The 14509-nt window shown below is 61.7% G+C and carries 15 protein-coding genes; 7 read left to right on the top strand and 8 right to left on the bottom strand.

Annotation, left to right across the window (positions count from 1 at the left end; all coding sequences use genetic code 11):
• Positions 1-10: 10 nt before the first annotated feature.
• From cheD to N5D22_RS06690, 8 genes are read right to left on the bottom strand one after another with little or no spacing between them, the layout of a single operon-like run.
• Positions 11-556, bottom strand: a complete 546-nt coding sequence (cheD, locus tag N5D22_RS06725) for a chemoreceptor glutamine deamidase CheD (protein WP_279654903.1) — start codon at positions 554-556, stop codon at positions 11-13.
• Positions 553-942 carry a chemotaxis response regulator CheY2 gene (cheY2, locus tag N5D22_RS06720; RefSeq protein WP_003503467.1) on the bottom strand — a complete coding sequence of 130 codons (390 nt, stop codon included), beginning with the start codon at positions 940-942 and terminating at the stop codon, positions 553-555. The genes cheD and cheY2 overlap by 4 nt, the downstream gene beginning before the upstream one ends.
• The gene (gene cheB, locus N5D22_RS06715) at positions 942-1997 is read right to left on the bottom strand and encodes a protein-glutamate O-methylesterase CheB (protein ID WP_003522763.1); all 1056 of its coding nucleotides are present in this window, start codon (positions 1995-1997) and stop codon (positions 942-944) included. Before cheB ends, cheY2 begins: the two co-directional genes overlap by 1 nt.
• Positions 1994-2902, bottom strand: coding sequence for a protein-glutamate O-methyltransferase CheR (gene cheR, locus N5D22_RS06710; RefSeq protein WP_279654902.1), 909 nt, complete (start codon positions 2900-2902; stop codon positions 1994-1996). Before cheR ends, cheB begins: the two co-directional genes overlap by 4 nt.
• A gap of 13 nt (positions 2903-2915) precedes the next feature.
• Complete coding sequence (locus tag N5D22_RS06705) at positions 2916-5183, bottom strand: chemotaxis protein CheA (RefSeq protein WP_279654901.1); 2268 nt, start codon at positions 5181-5183, stop codon at positions 2916-2918.
• A 16-nt stretch (positions 5184-5199) separates the two neighbouring features.
• Complete coding sequence (cheY1, locus tag N5D22_RS06700) at positions 5200-5565, bottom strand: chemotaxis response regulator CheY1 (RefSeq protein ID WP_003493773.1); 366 nt, start codon at positions 5563-5565, stop codon at positions 5200-5202.
• The gene (locus tag N5D22_RS06695; protein ID WP_279654900.1) at positions 5562-5861 is read right to left on the bottom strand and encodes an STAS domain-containing protein; all 300 of its coding nucleotides are present in this window, start codon (positions 5859-5861) and stop codon (positions 5562-5564) included. The genes cheY1 and N5D22_RS06695 overlap by 4 nt, the downstream gene beginning before the upstream one ends.
• Positions 5861-7456: a globin-coupled sensor protein gene (locus N5D22_RS06690; protein ID WP_279654899.1), complete on the bottom strand. Its 1596-nt coding sequence runs from the start codon at positions 7454-7456 to the stop codon at positions 5861-5863. The genes N5D22_RS06695 and N5D22_RS06690 overlap by 1 nt, the downstream gene beginning before the upstream one ends.
• Before the next feature lie 517 nt (positions 7457-7973).
• On the opposite strand from N5D22_RS06690, the gene N5D22_RS06685 reads away from it, so the two are divergent.
• The 7 genes from N5D22_RS06685 (at position 7974) to mnhG (ending at position 14458) form a co-directional block, all read left to right on the top strand.
• On the top strand, positions 7974-8351 hold the full coding sequence (locus N5D22_RS06685; protein ID WP_279655048.1) for a hypothetical protein: 378 nt from the start codon (positions 7974-7976) through the stop codon (positions 8349-8351).
• A gap of 106 nt (positions 8352-8457) precedes the next feature.
• On the top strand, positions 8458-11376 hold the full coding sequence (locus tag N5D22_RS06680) for a monovalent cation/H+ antiporter subunit A (protein WP_279654898.1): 2919 nt from the start codon (positions 8458-8460) through the stop codon (positions 11374-11376).
• Positions 11376-11711 carry a Na+/H+ antiporter subunit C gene (locus tag N5D22_RS06675; RefSeq protein ID WP_020810384.1) on the top strand — a complete coding sequence of 112 codons (336 nt, stop codon included), beginning with the start codon at positions 11376-11378 and terminating at the stop codon, positions 11709-11711. The genes N5D22_RS06680 and N5D22_RS06675 overlap by 1 nt, the downstream gene beginning before the upstream one ends.
• Positions 11708-13354 (top strand): monovalent cation/H+ antiporter subunit D, encoded by a 1647-nt coding sequence (locus N5D22_RS06670; RefSeq protein WP_279654897.1) that lies wholly within the window; start codon positions 11708-11710, stop codon positions 13352-13354. The genes N5D22_RS06675 and N5D22_RS06670 overlap by 4 nt, the downstream gene beginning before the upstream one ends.
• On the top strand, positions 13351-13839 hold the full coding sequence (locus N5D22_RS06665; RefSeq protein WP_279654896.1) for a Na+/H+ antiporter subunit E: 489 nt from the start codon (positions 13351-13353) through the stop codon (positions 13837-13839). The genes N5D22_RS06670 and N5D22_RS06665 overlap by 4 nt, the downstream gene beginning before the upstream one ends.
• Positions 13836-14117 (top strand): K+/H+ antiporter subunit F, encoded by a 282-nt coding sequence (locus N5D22_RS06660; RefSeq protein ID WP_003522772.1) that lies wholly within the window; start codon positions 13836-13838, stop codon positions 14115-14117. The genes N5D22_RS06665 and N5D22_RS06660 overlap by 4 nt, the downstream gene beginning before the upstream one ends.
• Positions 14114-14458 (top strand): monovalent cation/H(+) antiporter subunit G, encoded by a 345-nt coding sequence (mnhG, locus tag N5D22_RS06655; RefSeq protein ID WP_003522773.1) that lies wholly within the window; start codon positions 14114-14116, stop codon positions 14456-14458. The genes N5D22_RS06660 and mnhG overlap by 4 nt, the downstream gene beginning before the upstream one ends.
• Positions 14459-14509 lie beyond the last annotated feature (51 nt).

Below are 14509 nucleotides of genomic sequence, written 5' to 3'. Positions count from 1 at the left end.
AACTCCGTGACTAGAAAAATTCGATGTCGTTGGCGACGGGCTTGGGTGCCGGCACCGGACGCGTTTCCATGGCAACCGTCTTCTGGGTTTCCGCGCCGCTGAGCGGATGCTGACGCGCGCGCCCGGAGACCGGCCAGAATTCGATCTTGCGACCGTGTTCCCCGCCCGTGGAGGAGCTTATGACCGGAATGCCTTCATCCTTCAGAAACTGCATGGCGAAGATGGCATTCTGCTCGCCGACATTGGAAAAGCTGGCAATCGTCTTCGCACCGCCGAAAACCTTGGCTTCCAGACGGTCGCGCCGCGCCCCCTGCTTCAGGAGGCCGTTGATCAGAAGCTCCATGAGATGCACACCGTAACGCGTCGCATCCCCGCCGGTCACATTTCCCGTTCCCGGCAGCAGGAAGTGGTTCATGCCTCCCAGGCCGGCAACGGGGTCTCGCAGACAGGCAGCCACGCACGAACCGAGTATCGTCGTCATGACCACGTCGGGATCGCTGACGACCTTATACTCGCCCTGAATGATATGTACGCGCTTGGCCGCAGCTTCAATCATTTCAACGATCCGAAAACCGCCTCGATGGCAGCGCGCATCTTGTCAATCGTGAAGGGCTTGGCCAGCACGTTGTTGGCGCCGAGCTGGGCGGCCTTCTGCACCAGCGCGCGGTCGCCCTGCGCGGTGAGGATGATGAAGGCGGCCTTCTTGGTCGTCGGGTTGGCCCTGACGGCGTGCAGGAAACCGAGACCGTCCATCTTCGGCATGTTGAAATCGGAGATGACGAGATGATGGGGCTGCTGCTCCATGATCTTCATTCCCTGCTCGCCGTCGCCGGCGGCGGTGATCTGCTTGAAGCCCAGCTGTGTCAGCGCATCGCTGAGGAGCAGCCGGCTGGTCACCTGATCGTCGACGATCAGAACTTTGATCTTTTCTGCGAGAGACATTAGTCAGCACCTTCTTTGCGGGCAGTGGTTAGTTTCAGGATTTCTTCGCCGATGGAGGCCAGCGGGAGTTGCTGTTCCACGGCGCCGAGCTCATAGGCCACGCGGGGCATGCCGTAGACGACACAGGTTTTTTCGTTCTGGCCGACGGTACGCGCACCGGCATGGCGCATTTTCAACAGCCCGGCCGCACCATCGCGGCCCATGCCGGTGAGAATGACACCGACGGCGTTACGGCCGGCAAGTTCGGCCACCGAATCGAACAGCACATCGACGGAGGGGCGGTGGCCGTTGACGGGATCGCGCTCGACGAGCCGGCAGCAGGGTGCGGACCGGTTGGCGATCTGCAGATGGCGTTCGCCGCCTGGCGCAAGATAGATCTTGCCGGTCTGCAGGCGCGCACCATCCGTCGCCTCTTCCACGACGGGGGCGCAGATGCGGTTCAGCCGTTCCGCGAAGCTCTTGGTGAAGGTCGGCGGCATGTGCTGGGTGATGACGGTCGGCGGGCAATTGGCCGGGAATTTCTGCAGCACGGCGATCAGCGCTTCGACGCCGCCGGTGGAGGAGCCGATGGCCACGACCTTGCGACCCGCCCGATATTCGCTGACCGGCACCGGCTGCGGCGCGGCTGCGGCTTCCGGGCGCGCCGCACGGTAAGCGGCGTGTTGCGAGCGGGCAGCGGCCTTCACCTTGTCGGCGAGATCGCCGAAGGGGCGGGCATCGCCGGGCGCCGGCTTGCCGACGCAATCGAAGGCGCCGATTTCAAGCGCCGCCAGCGAAGCATCCGCGCCGCGATGGGTCAGCGACGAGACCATGATGACCGGCATGGGCCGCAGGCGCATGATCTTTTCGAGAAATTCCAGCCCGTTCATCTCCGGCATCTCGATGTCGAGCGTCACGACATCCGGATTGAGCTGCTTGATGGCGGCGCGCGCTTCCATGGCGTTGCCGGCCTGCCCGACCACCTCAACTTCCGGATCGGCCTTCAGGACGGCCGAAATCAGGCCGCGCATGGTGGGGGAATCGTCAACGACGAGGACCCGTGCGAGTGCGCTCATGCCTTCCTCCCCGAAGCGTGACCGATGTAGCGGTAGGTGGTGATGCCCGTATTGTCGAACAGGTTCTTGGCGTCGCCGGACACGCGCTCGGAATGGCCGATATAAAGATGACCGCCTTCCGGCAGCAGCCCGGCAAAACGCGACCAGATGCGCATCTGCGTCGGCTCGTCGAAATAGATGACGACGTTGCGGCAGAAGATCACGTCGAAATTGCCCTTGAAGGGCCATTGCGTCATCAGGTTCAATTCGTTGAAGGTGATGAGCCGCTTGACCTTGTCGTCGATGCGGAACTTGCGGCGACCGCCGGCATCGACTTCCGTGAACCATTGCTTGCGCATGGCGGGAGACACGGTTTCCAGCGCATTGTCATCATAAACCCCTGCCCGGGCCTGCGCCAAAATCTTCGGGTCGATATCCGTCGCGAGGATCTTGAAATCATAATCCGCCGCATTCGGAAACATGGCGAGCACGGTGAGCGCGATGGAATAGGGTTCCTGCCCATCGGAACAGGCGGCAGACCAGATGCGGACACGCCCGCCGCTCTTCGCCCTGGCGATGAGGCCCGGCAGGACCTCGTCACGCAGATGTTCGAAATGATGGTTCTCGCGGAAGAAGCGGGTGAAATTCGTCGTCAGGTGCGACAGCATTTCGCGCCGCGCCTGCGCACCCTCGGGCGAAGACACCAGTAAGCAATATTCGCGGAAACCTGACAGGCCGAGATTGCGGATATGTTTCGACAGGCGGGAATAGACCAGCGACGCCTTGGTGTCGTTGAGATAGATGCCCGCATCGGCGTAGATCATCGCCGCGATTTCCGACAGGTCCCGTCTCGTCAGCGGGTATTCGCCGCTGGCAAGAACGTCGTCGGAAGACTGGCGCTGGTCGCTGAGATTAAGTGCTGCCATGAACGATCCGCTTTCAACCTGTCGCCGCAAGCGACATTTCCTGCTTCAGGGGCTGTCCGCGCGAGGCGCTGACGATGGCGTCGACATCCAGGATGAGCGCAACACGTCCGTCACCGAGGATAGTGGCGGCGGCAATGCCCGGAACATGGGTATAGTTGGCTTCCAACGACTTGATGACAACCTGACGCTGGCCCTGGATCGCGTCGACCATCAGTGCACGCTGGCCGCCGCCTTCCGATTCCACCAGAAGAGCGACACCTTCGACCGGATCGGCCTGGGTCGGACGGAAGTTCAGCACACGGCCGACATCGACCAGCGGGCAGAAGGAGTTGCGGATGGAGATCAGCCGCTGGTTCGCGCCGAAGGAATGAATGTTCTTCGCTTCCGGCTGCAGGGTTTCGACGATCGCCGTCAGTGGCACCACCAGCGTCTGGCCGGCAACGGTCACCACCATGCCGTCGAGAACGGCAAGCGTCAGCGGCAGGCTCATGGTGAAGGTCGAGCCGAGGCCGGGGCGCGAGGAGATGCTGATGCGTCCGCCAAGCGCCTGGATGGAGCGCTTGACCACATCCATGCCGACGCCGCGGCCGGAAATATCGGAAATCTTGTCGGCGGTGGAGAAGCCCGGGGCGAAGATCAGATTGTCGATTTCTTCATCCGTCAGGTTCGCATCGGCGGCGATGAGATCGTTGTCGATTGCCTTCTGACGAACGCGCTCACGGTTGATGCCTGCGCCGTCGTCCTGAAGCTCGATCAGGATACGGCCCGAGCGGTGCTTGGCCGAAAGCTTGATGGTGCCTTCCGGGTTCTTGCCCGCCGCTTCGCGTTTTTCCGGCGTTTCGATGCCGTGGTCGACGGCATTGCGGATCATATGGGTCAGCGGCTCGGCCAGCTTGTCGATGACCGTCTTGTCGACTTCGGTGTTCTCGCCTTCGGTAACGAGGCGGATCTGCTTGCCGATCATGTCGGCGACTTCGCGGACAATACGCGACATGCGCTGGAAGACCGGCTTCACCGGCTGCGCGCGGATCGCCATGACGCTGTCCTGGATTTCGCGCGTCAGCTGCTGCAGCTCGTCGAGGCCCATATTGACGGCGGAGGTGCCGCTGGCGTCGTTTTCGATGACGCTCTGCGACAGCATCGCCTGATTGATGACGAGCTCGCCGACGAGGTTGATCAGGCGGTCGACACGGTCGAGATCGACGCGGATGGTCTGGCCGGCGCTGGCATTGGCGGCTGCGTTGGCGTTCGCCTGGGCTGCGGCAGGCGCTGCTGCCGCTTCACGCTTTTCGATGGCGGCATTGACGCTCTGGGCGATCTGCGTCGTCGCGACGGCCGTTTCGACGGCTGCGGCAACGTAGGACGCTTCCGCTGCGATGGCTTCGACGGCGGGTTCCTCTTCCGGTCCGCTATCGAGAGCCGAGAGATCGAACGGAACCGGGATCATCGGAAGTTCTTCCTCATCCGCAGCAGCATCCGACAGAACGGGGGTGATTTCGAGATCGCAATCCCATTCTGCGAATTCGAAGACGCTGCGGATACCCTCTTCACCCTTTTCGGTGGTGATCGAAACCGTCCAGGAGAGATAGGACGCTTCAGGATCGAGCTTGTCGAGCGAAGGCAGCTCCGACATGTCGCAATTGATGCTCATTTCACCGATGCGCGAAAGATCGCGCAGGAGAAGGGCAGCCTCGTTGCCCTTCGAATAAAGCGATGCGTGCGGCTTGAAGGTGATCTGGAAGGACGGCGCTTCCATCAGCGGCGTGGTTTCGTCGGCGAAGTCCGTGAAGGAGAACGGGATCGGCTCGAAGCCGCTCTCGTCCGTCGGCTTGGGTGCGACGGATTGCGGCGCCTTGACGGCAGCTGGCGCTGGCGCCGGGGCGGAAACCTGCACGGTTTCGCCGTTTGCCAGCGCTTCCAGTTCCTTGACGAGGCCGCGGGTGCGGCTTTCATCGACGCTGCCGCCGTCTCTCGCGGCATTGGTGAGGTCCGCCAGCACATCGGCGGAACGCAGCATGACTTTCAGAACATCCTGGGTCGGCTCCAGCTTGTTGGAGCGGACGCAGTCGAGTGTCGTTTCAAAAACGTGGGCGAAGGCCACGAGGTCATCGAGACCGAAGGCACCGGCCCCGCCCTTGATGGAATGAACGGCGCGGAAAACGGCGTTGACGGTTTCCGGATCGCGGTCGCCGTCATTCAATTTAAGAAGCCCCGATTCCAGTTCAGCGAGCTGCTCCTCGCACTCCTGGAAAAAGATTTCCTTGATTTCGTTCATATCCATCGTGAAATGTCCCGTATCAGGCGGTTACGCGTTCAATGGCATCGATGAGTTTTGCAGGATCGAACGGCTTGACGATCCAGCCGGTTGCACCGGCCTGACGGGCGCGGTTCTTCTTCTCTGCATCGCTTTCGGTCGTCAGAACGAGGATCGGGATCGCGCGGTACTTTTCGTTGCGCCTTACACCCTCGATGAAGCCGAAACCGTCGAGACGGGGCATGTTGATATCGGTCACGATGACATCGGGGTTGCTCTGCTCGAGCACTTCGAGGCCCTCGATGCCGTCTTCGGCCTGAATGGTTTCAAAACCGGCATTGTTGAGCGTGACCAGGAGCATGTTCCTGATCGTCCGGGAATCATCCACGGTGAGAACTTTTTTCTTCACTTTTGCATCTCCTTGGGGAGCAAATGGTCAATATCGACGCCTATCAGTTTCATGGTCTTGTCGAATGCATCGGAAACCCTGGCGAAACCGAAAGGCTTGCCATCCTCTTCCCAGGACTTCGCACCGGCCATCAGGACCTGGGCGCAAAGTGCACCGATGCGTTCCACCTCGGACGCGTCGACCGACAACGGTGCTCCTCTCAGCGTCATCAGCTTGCCGTGCAGGGCCGATGCTTCGTTGAGATCCAGCACCGGTGACAGTTTCAGCGTCGCCTCAGCTGCTTTTCTGGCTGTCATTACATGACTCCCTGGCGTCTGAATTGTTGGTAATCCTGGCGGTAATCCGTGCGGTTATCCCCACGGGCCATAAATGATGAGTGCTGCCGATCCGCGCTGGCGGCGGCAGCGAAATGTTCCTGGCGGGCAATACGGAACTCGCGGACGGTGCGGCCGAGTTCCAGAATGACGGTGTGCAGCGCATCGGCTTCGGCGGCGCCCGCGCCCAGATCGGCGGCGCTACGGCCGGCCTGCCGTTGCTGTTCGTCGATATCGGCGGCGACCGACTGCAGTTCCCCGGCATGCTCGGCGGTGTGCCGGGAAACTTCGGCGATCATGTCGTTGATGCCGGACACCTGCCGGACGACCCCGCCGATTGCCTCCTGCGTGCGGTTGACCATGCGTACGCCGCCTTCGACCTGCGTTTTCGTGGAACCGACAAGGCTCTTGATCTCCCTTGCGGCATCAGCGGAACGCTGGGCGAGCGCCCGGACCTCCTGCGCCACGACCGCAAAACCACGACCGCTTTCTCCCGCGCGCGCCGCCTCGATGCCGGCATTGAGGGCAAGAAGGTTGGTCTGGAAGGCAATCTCGTCGATGGTGCCGATGATCCTGCCGATCTGCTCGGCCGATTGTTCGATATCCGCCATGGCGTCGATTGCCTCGCCGATCGCCCTGCCGCTTTCGACGGCCGCGTCGCGGGCGCTGGAAACCGCCTTTTCCGTCGCCGACATGCGGGCGCCGTTTTCGGCGACATGCGCAATCATCGCCTGAAGCGCACGGGAGGTCTCGGCAAGGGCTTCGGCCTGCTTGTGCGAACGCTCCGCAATGGAACGGCCGATACCGGCAAAACGCGCGCTCAACGCCTCCGCCTCGCCGACACCGTTCTGGGCCGATATCAGCGACGCGCCGATCGTCGCGAGCGCCGCATTGAAGGTTTCCGCCACGTCCCGATAGGCGTCGGGCACATCGTCGCCGATGCGGGCCTGCAAATCGCCTGCGGCAAAGGCCGTCAGTGCCGTGCCCAGCAGCTTGGCCGCTTCCGAGCGGTCATTGTCGCGCTGTTCCTGGAGTTCGCGGCCATGGCGCAGGCGCAGTTCATTAAAGCGCAGCGACACGGCAATCTCGGTATCGACCATCACCAGACGGACGACATTCTTTACCGCGTCCGCAAGCTCACGGTTCTTTTTGCGGCTACCGGGCAGGATGGAGCGGGGCGCATGTTCGGCCACAAGGCCGCCCAGCAGATGCTCCAGAACCACCGCGTGGCTGGCGATCTGCCAGCGCGGATCGAGACCCATGCGGCTGGCATTGTCGGAAAGAACCTTCACCCGCTCGGCATAAAGCGCATCGAAACGCGCATCCGTCAGCACGCTCCAGTGCGAGGACTGCAGATCGTGCAGACGGTCGAGCTGGTTTTCGCTTTCGAAGGACGGCGAGCAGTCCGGCATGGACTGGAAGCGGGTCATCACATCGCGCAGGCCGGCCTTGACGTAAGGCTCCAGCATGCCGCGATAACTACGCAGGAAATCGGATTGCGTCTCATCGAGGCCGGCAAAGCGCAGCCGTCCCGCCAGGCTTCCGCCTGCCGATCTGCGCGCTTGATCTGATGGCAAGTCCTGCCCCAACCGACGTCCCCAACAACATGACGGCCGGTCAAACCCGGCCAATTTGGCCAAGGTTCAGAACGCCAGCACCCTGAGGGGATTTTTGAACGAACATACCCATCGCGGACGATGCGGCATCGACGCTTGCCAGACCTTCTTGAACCAAGAAACGAAAATACCGGATCGGCCCCGGTACGGCAGTGCGGCGTCATGCCTGGAAGGGGAGAGAGCCCCATTCCGCCGTGGAAATACCACCAATCTTTATGGTTAATTCCTTGCTTGAAAGTTAAGAAACGTCAGCTCCGGCGTCAAACGGTAAAATTTGCAAAAGCTTTTAGCGAAAGCCGCCCTTACTTTGCCGCAAACGGGCAAAAACGAAAAGGAATCGGGTGCTGCCGGCGGTTTTTCCCGCATGCGCGCTGGACAAGCATGTCCGGCTTCCCCTAAAACAAATCAACAGGATATTCGCTCAACGGTGATGCTTTAAAGAGACCTTTTCGATCAAGGAGATGCCAACTTGCCATGGATGGAGAAAGGCCGCAGTTCAAGCCGCCATCCGCAAGTGCTGATCGGCCTCGTGGTCGCGAGCCTGCTCGTCATGATCGGCTTTCAGGCGCCGGCCGGCGTCAAGACCCTTTCCAAGACCAACCGGCTCGAACGATTGCAGACCGTCGATCTCAGCCGTTCCCTTTCTCTTCGGGAGAAGGATTGCGACAGCGGCAATGATTATGGCTGTAACGCCGGCAAGGCCGGCTTAGGGTTCCCGTACCACGAGTTTCTTTCACCCGCTCCCGACATCACCGACAACGCCAAAGCCTCGATCGTTGCTGTTGCCATCGTGCCACAAGCTTTCCGAGACTTTGCCAGCGTGGTTCCACGCGCGCCTCCGCATATTATGTATTAGTCATTCCGGCGGTCATCATCATCGGGTTCTTTGGGAACCCTGAGGGATCGGAGTCGTCGGAAACCCGCCGCAGACTCCCATTCCAGAGAGAAAACCGCCGCCGCATATGACACTTGCAACCATTCTTCCATTCATTGTCGCATTGCCCTTCGTCGGCGCGCTTCTGACGGCTTTCATGCCGCGCGAGGGTGCGGCGGCAGGCCCCGCCTCCGTTGCGGGCGCAGTCGCCCTATTCGGCCTTGTCAGCAGCATCTTTCTTTATACGAATGTCAGCGGCGGCGGCGTGCTGAAATATGATGTGGAATGGCTGCCGCAACTCGGCCTGAATTTCACCCTGCGGCTCGATGGGTTTGCCTGGATCTTCACGATGCTCATTACCGGCATCGGCCTGCTCGTGGTGCTCTACGCCCGTTATTACATGTCGGCGGAAGACCCGATACCGCGCTTCTTCGCCTTCCTGCTCGCCTTCATGGGCTCGATGCTCGGCGTGGTGCTCTCCGGCAACGTCATCCTGCTGTCGATCTTCTGGGAAATGACCAGCATCTTCTCGTTCCTGCTGATCGGCTACTGGCATCAGAACGCCGGTGCGCGCGATGGCGCGCGCATGGCGCTGACCGTGACCGGGATAGGCGGTTTCAGTCTGTTGGCGGGCCTGCTGATCCTCGGCCATATGGCCGGAAGTTACGATCTCGACAAAATCATCGAGGCCGGCGCCGCCATTCGCGCCCATCCGCTGTATGTACCGGCGCTCATTCTCATCCTTGGCGGCGCGCTGACCAAGAGCGCGCAGTTTCCGTTCCATTTCTGGCTGCCCAACGCCATGGCGGCGCCAACGCCGGTTTCCGCCTATCTGCATTCGGCCACCATGGTGAAGGCCGGGGTTTTCCTGCTGGCGCGGTTCTGGCCGGTGCTGGCGGGCACGCCGGAATGGTTCTGGCTGGTGGGCGCGGCCGGCATCATCACCCTGCTGCTCGGCGCCTATTTCGCCATGTTCCAGCAGGATCTGAAGGGGCTGCTTGCCTATTCCACCATCAGCCATCTCGGCCTCATCACCACGCTTCTGAGCCTCGGCAGCCCGCTTGCGGCGGTGGCGGCCATCTTCCACATGGTCAACCACGCCACCTTCAAGGCGTCGCTCTTCATGGCGGCCGGCATCATCGACCATGAAACCGGCACGCGCGACATGCGACGCTTAAGCGGGCTTTACACCTATATGCCCGCAACCGCGACGCTCGCCATGGCGGCGAGTGCGGCCATGGCCGGGGTGCCGCTGTTCAACGGCTTCCTTTCCAAGGAAATGTTCTTCGCCGAGGCAGTCGAAACCCATGCCGACTCGCTGCTGGACCGGGCGCTACCCTATGTCGCGACGCTGTCGGGCGCATTCGCCGTCGCCTATTCGCTGCGTTTCATCCATACGGTGTTCTTCGGCCCCAAACCTGTCGATCTGCCGAACCCGCATCCGCACGAGCCGCCGCGCTGGATGCGTTTCCCCATCGAATTCCTCGTTTTCGCCTGCCTGATCGTCGGCATCGTTCCGAGCCTCTCCATCGGCCCGTTCCTGCATTCGGCCGTGCTTTCCGTTCTCGGTGCGCAAACGCCGGTTTACAGCCTGTCGATCTGGCATGGTTTCAACCTGCCGCTGATCATGAGTATCGCGGCGCTGATCGGCGGCGTCACGATCTATGCCCTGCTCGGCGGTTATTTCTCACGCTGCGACGATGGCCCGCCGGTCTTCCGGCATTTGCGGGGACAGCGCATCTTCGAGCGCATTCTTGTCACCGTGTCCTGGAAGTGGGCGCGGTGGCTGGAAAGCACGCTCGGCACGCGGCGTCTGCAGCCGCAGCTGAGACTTCTCATCCTCGTGGCGCTTCTTGCCGGTTTCTCGCCTCTCTTCCTTTCGGAATTTTCCCTCTCGCTGCCGCGCGTGACGACCTTCGACCCGATCTTCGCCATCCTCTGGCTGATAGGCATGATCGCGGCCATGGGTGCGGCCTGGCAGGCGAAATATCACCGCCTTGCCGCGCTGGTCATGCTCGGCGTCTCGGGCCTCGTCACCTGCCTCACCTTCGTCTGGCTTTCCGCGCCGGATCTCGCCATCACCCAGCTGCTGGTGGAGATCGTCACCACGGTTCTCATCCTGCTCGGCCTCAGATGGCTGCCGAAACGCGTCGAGAAGGTCGACAGCAGCGATGAGCTGCCGGCGCAGCTTCGCCGCGCCCGTGACTTTTTGCTGGCCGCAGGCAGCGGTATCGGCATGTCCGTCATCGCCTATGCCGTGATGACGCTGCCGGTGCCGAACGCCATTGCGACCTATTTCCTGGAACGCGCCTATACCGAAGGCGGCGGCACCAATGTCGTCAATGTCATCCTCGTCGACTTCCGCGGCTTCGACACCTTCGGCGAAATCGCGGTGCTGGCCATCGTTGCCCTCACCGTCTTTGCGCTGCTGCGCCGTTTCCGCCCCGCCCATGAAAGCATCGGGGTGCCGGAACAGCAGCAGATGCAGAACGCCTTCGATGCCGAACGGCCGGACCGCAGCAAGGGCGATACGGTGCGCGACTATCTCTATGTGCCGTCCATCGTCATGCAATGGATGTTCCCTGTTATCATCACCTTCTCGATCTTCCTGTTCATGCGCGGGCACGACCTGCCGGGCGGCGGTTTTGCGGCCGGCATCACCATGGCGATCGCCTTCCTGCTGCAATATCTCGCCGGCGGGGCGCGCTGGGCGGAAGACCGCATCCGCATCCTGCCGCTGCGCTGGATGGGCTTTGGCCTCTTGATGGCGACGGCGACGGGTATCGGCTCCTGGTATTTCGGCTACCCGTTCCTGACGTCCTATTTCCAGTATACGGAGATACCCTATATCGGCAAAATGCCGACGGCATCCGCCCTGCTGTTCGATCTCGGCGTCTTTTCGACGGTCGTCGGCTCCACCGTTCTTATGCTGATAGCACTGGCACACCAATCGTTGCGTAACTACCGCGTTCGCACGCCTGAAGCCGCAAAAGCGGAGGACGTGTAATGGAACTCATTCTTGCAATCGGCATCGGCATCATGACCGGCTCCGGCGTGTGGCTGGTGCTGCGCCCGCGCACCTATCAGGTCATCGTCGGGCTTTCGCTGCTGTCTTACGCCGTCAACCTCTTCATCTTCGGCGTCGGCGGCATCAAGACCAATGCGCCGCCGGTGCTGGTCAACGGCGTCGACAGTTCGACGCTCGCCGACCCCGTGCCGCAGGCGCTGGTGCTGACGGCCATCGTCATCGGCTTTGCCACCACCGCATTGTTCCTCGTCGTGCTGCTTGCCGCCCGCGGCCTCACCGGCACCGACCATGTGGACGGGAGGGAGACGAAATGATGTCGTTCCCCTTCCACATCGTCATCGCGCCCATTCTGCTGCCGCTGATTACCGCAGCCCTGCTGCTGTTCTTCGACGAGCGCCAGCGCGTGGCGAAAGCCGCCATCAGCCTTGCCTCGACCGTGCTGTTGCTGGTGGTCGCCATATTGCTGTTCCGCGAGGTGAACTCGACGGTCAATACCGAGATCGCCGCCGTGGTATCGAGCGGCGTCTATCTGCTTGGCAACTGGCCGGCGCCTTTCGGCATCGTGCTCGTCGCCGACCGTCTTTCGGGCCTGATGGTGTTGCTCACGGCGCTGCTCGCCATTCCGTCCTTGATCTATTCGATGGCGAAGTGGCACAGGTCGGGCGCGCATTTCCATTCGCTGTTCCAGATGATGCTGATGGGCGTCAACGGTGCGTTCCTGACCGGCGATCTCTTCAATCTCTTCGTCTTCTTCGAAGTGATGCTGGCCGCCTCCTACGGCCTGTTGCTGCACGGCTCCGGCCAGCAGCGCGTCAAGGCCGGGCTGCATTATATCGCCATCAACCTCGTCGCCGCCCTGTTCTTCCTGATCGGCGTCAGCCTCATCTATGGCGTGACAGGCACGCTGAACATGGGCGACCTCGCCCACCGCATCGAGGGGCTCAACCCGGACCAGCGCATGCTTCTGGAAACCGGGGCGGCAGTTCTTGGCGTCGCCTTTCTGGTCAAGGCCGGCATGTGGCCGCTGAATTTCTGGCTGCCTTCCGCCTATGGCGCGGCGTCGGCCCCGGTGGGCGGGCTCTTCGCCATCATGAGCAAGGTCGGCATTTATGTCATCGCCCGCCTGTCCTTCCTGCTTTTCGGGCAGACGGCGGGGGAATCGGCCGGTTTCGGCCATGACGCGCTGCTGGTCGGCGGCATCGCCACCATCATCTTCGGGGCCATCGGCGTTCTGGCGTCGCAGGCGCTGGGTCGGCTTGCCGGCTTTTCGGTTCTCGTCTCGTCGGGAACGCTGCTTGCCGCCATGGGCACCGGCAATCCGACGGTTGCGGCCGGCGCGCTTTATTACATGGTCAGCTCCACCCTCACCATCAGCGCCTTCTTCATGCTGATCGAGCTTGTGGAACGCGGACAGGATGCCGGCGCGAACGTTCTTGCCGTGACCATGGAGGCCTATGGCGAGGGCGACGAGGAAGAGGAGGAAGAGGAGGTCGGCGTGACCATGCCCGCCACCATGGCGGTGCTCGGCGCCTGTTTTACCGCCTGCGGCATTCTTCTGGCCGGCCTGCCGCCGCTTTCGGGTTTCATCGCCAAATTCTCGATGCTGACCGCCATTCTCAACCCTTCCGGGCTTGGCGCCAATGACAGCGTTTCCACGCTGTCCTGGTGGCTGGTCTTCCTGATCGTCTTTGCCGGTTTCGCCTCGCTGATTTCGATGACGCGCGCCGGCATCCGCACCTTCTGGGCTTCCATCGAAGGCACTGTGCCGCGCGTGCTCGTCATCGAAATCGCCCCCGTGATGCTGCTGCTCGGCCTAACGCTTGCCATGACCGTGCAGGCGGGACCGGTGATGCGTTACATGCAGGAAACGGCGCGTATCCTCGACCTGCCGGCAAGCTATATTCAGGGTGTCATTTCCGCGCCGAGGGCGGGAAGCAACCCGGAGGCGGAGCCATGATGAGCCGTCTCCTGCCTTACCCGCTGCTGACGATCTCACTGATCTTCTTCTGGATGACGATCAACAGCTTTTCGCCGGGGCATCTGCTGCTCGGTACCGGTGTTGCGCTTGTCGCCTCCTGGGCGATGGCGTCGCTCAGGCCCGCCAAGCCGCGCATCCGCAACTGGCACAGGCTGGTGCAGCTGATCCTGATCGTGCTCTACGATATCGTCAGGTCCAATATCGCGGTTGTGAGGATCATCCTGTTCAAGCGCGAGAGGGACCGCAAATCCGGCTTCCTGGCCGTACCGCTCGACATTCGCGATCCGATGGCGCTTGCGGTTCTGGCGACGATCCTGACCTCGACGCCGGGAAGCGCATGGCTCGAATATAATTCCAGCCAGGGCACGCTGCTGCTTCATGTTCTCGACGATGTGGATGAGGCAGCGTGGATAAGCCTCATCAAGAACCGTTATGAAAAACTGCTGATGGAGATATTCGAATGAGTTCGATTATCCTTTTCTGGTCCTTCTCGCTGGCGCAGTTCATGCTCGCCATCGCCATGGCGATCTCGGTCTATCGTATCGCCATCGGCCCGCGCGCGCAGGACCGCGTGCTGGGCGTCGATACGCTCTATGTCAACGCCATGCTGCTTCTCCTGACCTTCGGCCTGCGCACCGGCAACGACATCTATTTTGAGGCATCGCTGCTGATCGCCATCCTCGGCTTCGTCTCCACCGTCGCCCTTTCCAAATTCCTGATGCGTGGCGAGGTGATCGAATGAGCGAGGCGCACGAATTTCCCCTCTGGGCCGCCATTGCCGTGGCCTTCTTCGTGCTGCTGGGCGCCTCGCTGACGCTGATCGGCACCATTGGTTTTGCCAGGCTCAACAGCTTCTATGAGCGCCTGCATGCACCAACGCTCGGCACCAGCTGGGGCACCGGCGGCATCGTCATGGCCTCGATCATCTATTTCTCCGTCTCCGGCGACCGCTTCGCCTTCCACGAAATCTTCATCGGCATCTTCATGACGGTGACGACCCCGGTTTCCCTGATGCTGCTGGGACGCGCCGCGCTTTATCGGGACCGGGCGGAGCAGAATACGGATAATCGGGAGCATCTTTAGGTCACGGATAAGTGGTGCCGCCCTCAACAAAAGTTAGAATTCGACAACCGA

The organism is Agrobacterium sp. GD03872, from assembly GCF_029840625.1.
In the GTDB taxonomy this organism is placed as follows: Bacteria; Pseudomonadota; Alphaproteobacteria; order Rhizobiales; family Rhizobiaceae; genus Agrobacterium; species Agrobacterium fabrum_A.
The sequence above is the reverse complement of the archived record's forward strand: the minus strand, read 5'-3'. Positions and strand labels throughout refer to the sequence as shown.

Excerpts from the sequence above, each read along its gene's own strand:
- cheY2 (WP_003503467.1), bottom strand. The coding sequence starts at position 942 with ATGTCTCTCGCAGAAAAGATCAAAGTTCTGATCGTCGACGATCAGGTG.
- N5D22_RS06680 (WP_279654898.1), top strand. The coding sequence starts at position 8,458 with ATGACACTTGCAACCATTCTTCCATTCATTGTCGCATTGCCCTTCGTC.
- N5D22_RS06670 (WP_279654897.1), top strand. The coding sequence starts at position 11,708 with ATGATGTCGTTCCCCTTCCACATCGTCATCGCGCCCATTCTGCTGCCG.
- N5D22_RS06695 (WP_279654900.1), bottom strand. The coding sequence starts at position 5,861 with ATGACAGCCAGAAAAGCAGCTGAGGCGACGCTGAAACTGTCACCGGTG.
- cheR (WP_279654902.1), bottom strand. The coding sequence starts at position 2,902 with ATGGCAGCACTTAATCTCAGCGACCAGCGCCAGTCTTCCGACGACGTT.
- cheB (WP_003522763.1), bottom strand. The coding sequence starts at position 1,997 with ATGAGCGCACTCGCACGGGTCCTCGTCGTTGACGATTCCCCCACCATG.
- N5D22_RS06685 (WP_279655048.1), top strand. The coding sequence starts at position 7,974 with ATGGAGAAAGGCCGCAGTTCAAGCCGCCATCCGCAAGTGCTGATCGGC.
- N5D22_RS06705 (WP_279654901.1), bottom strand. The coding sequence starts at position 5,183 with ATGGATATGAACGAAATCAAGGAAATCTTTTTCCAGGAGTGCGAGGAG.
- N5D22_RS06660 (WP_003522772.1), top strand. The coding sequence starts at position 13,836 with ATGAGTTCGATTATCCTTTTCTGGTCCTTCTCGCTGGCGCAGTTCATG.
- cheD (WP_279654903.1), bottom strand. The coding sequence starts at position 556 with ATGATTGAAGCTGCGGCCAAGCGCGTACATATCATTCAGGGCGAGTAT.
- N5D22_RS06665 (WP_279654896.1), top strand. The coding sequence starts at position 13,351 with ATGATGAGCCGTCTCCTGCCTTACCCGCTGCTGACGATCTCACTGATC.
- mnhG (WP_003522773.1), top strand. The coding sequence starts at position 14,114 with ATGAGCGAGGCGCACGAATTTCCCCTCTGGGCCGCCATTGCCGTGGCC.
- N5D22_RS06675 (WP_020810384.1), top strand. The coding sequence starts at position 11,376 with ATGGAACTCATTCTTGCAATCGGCATCGGCATCATGACCGGCTCCGGC.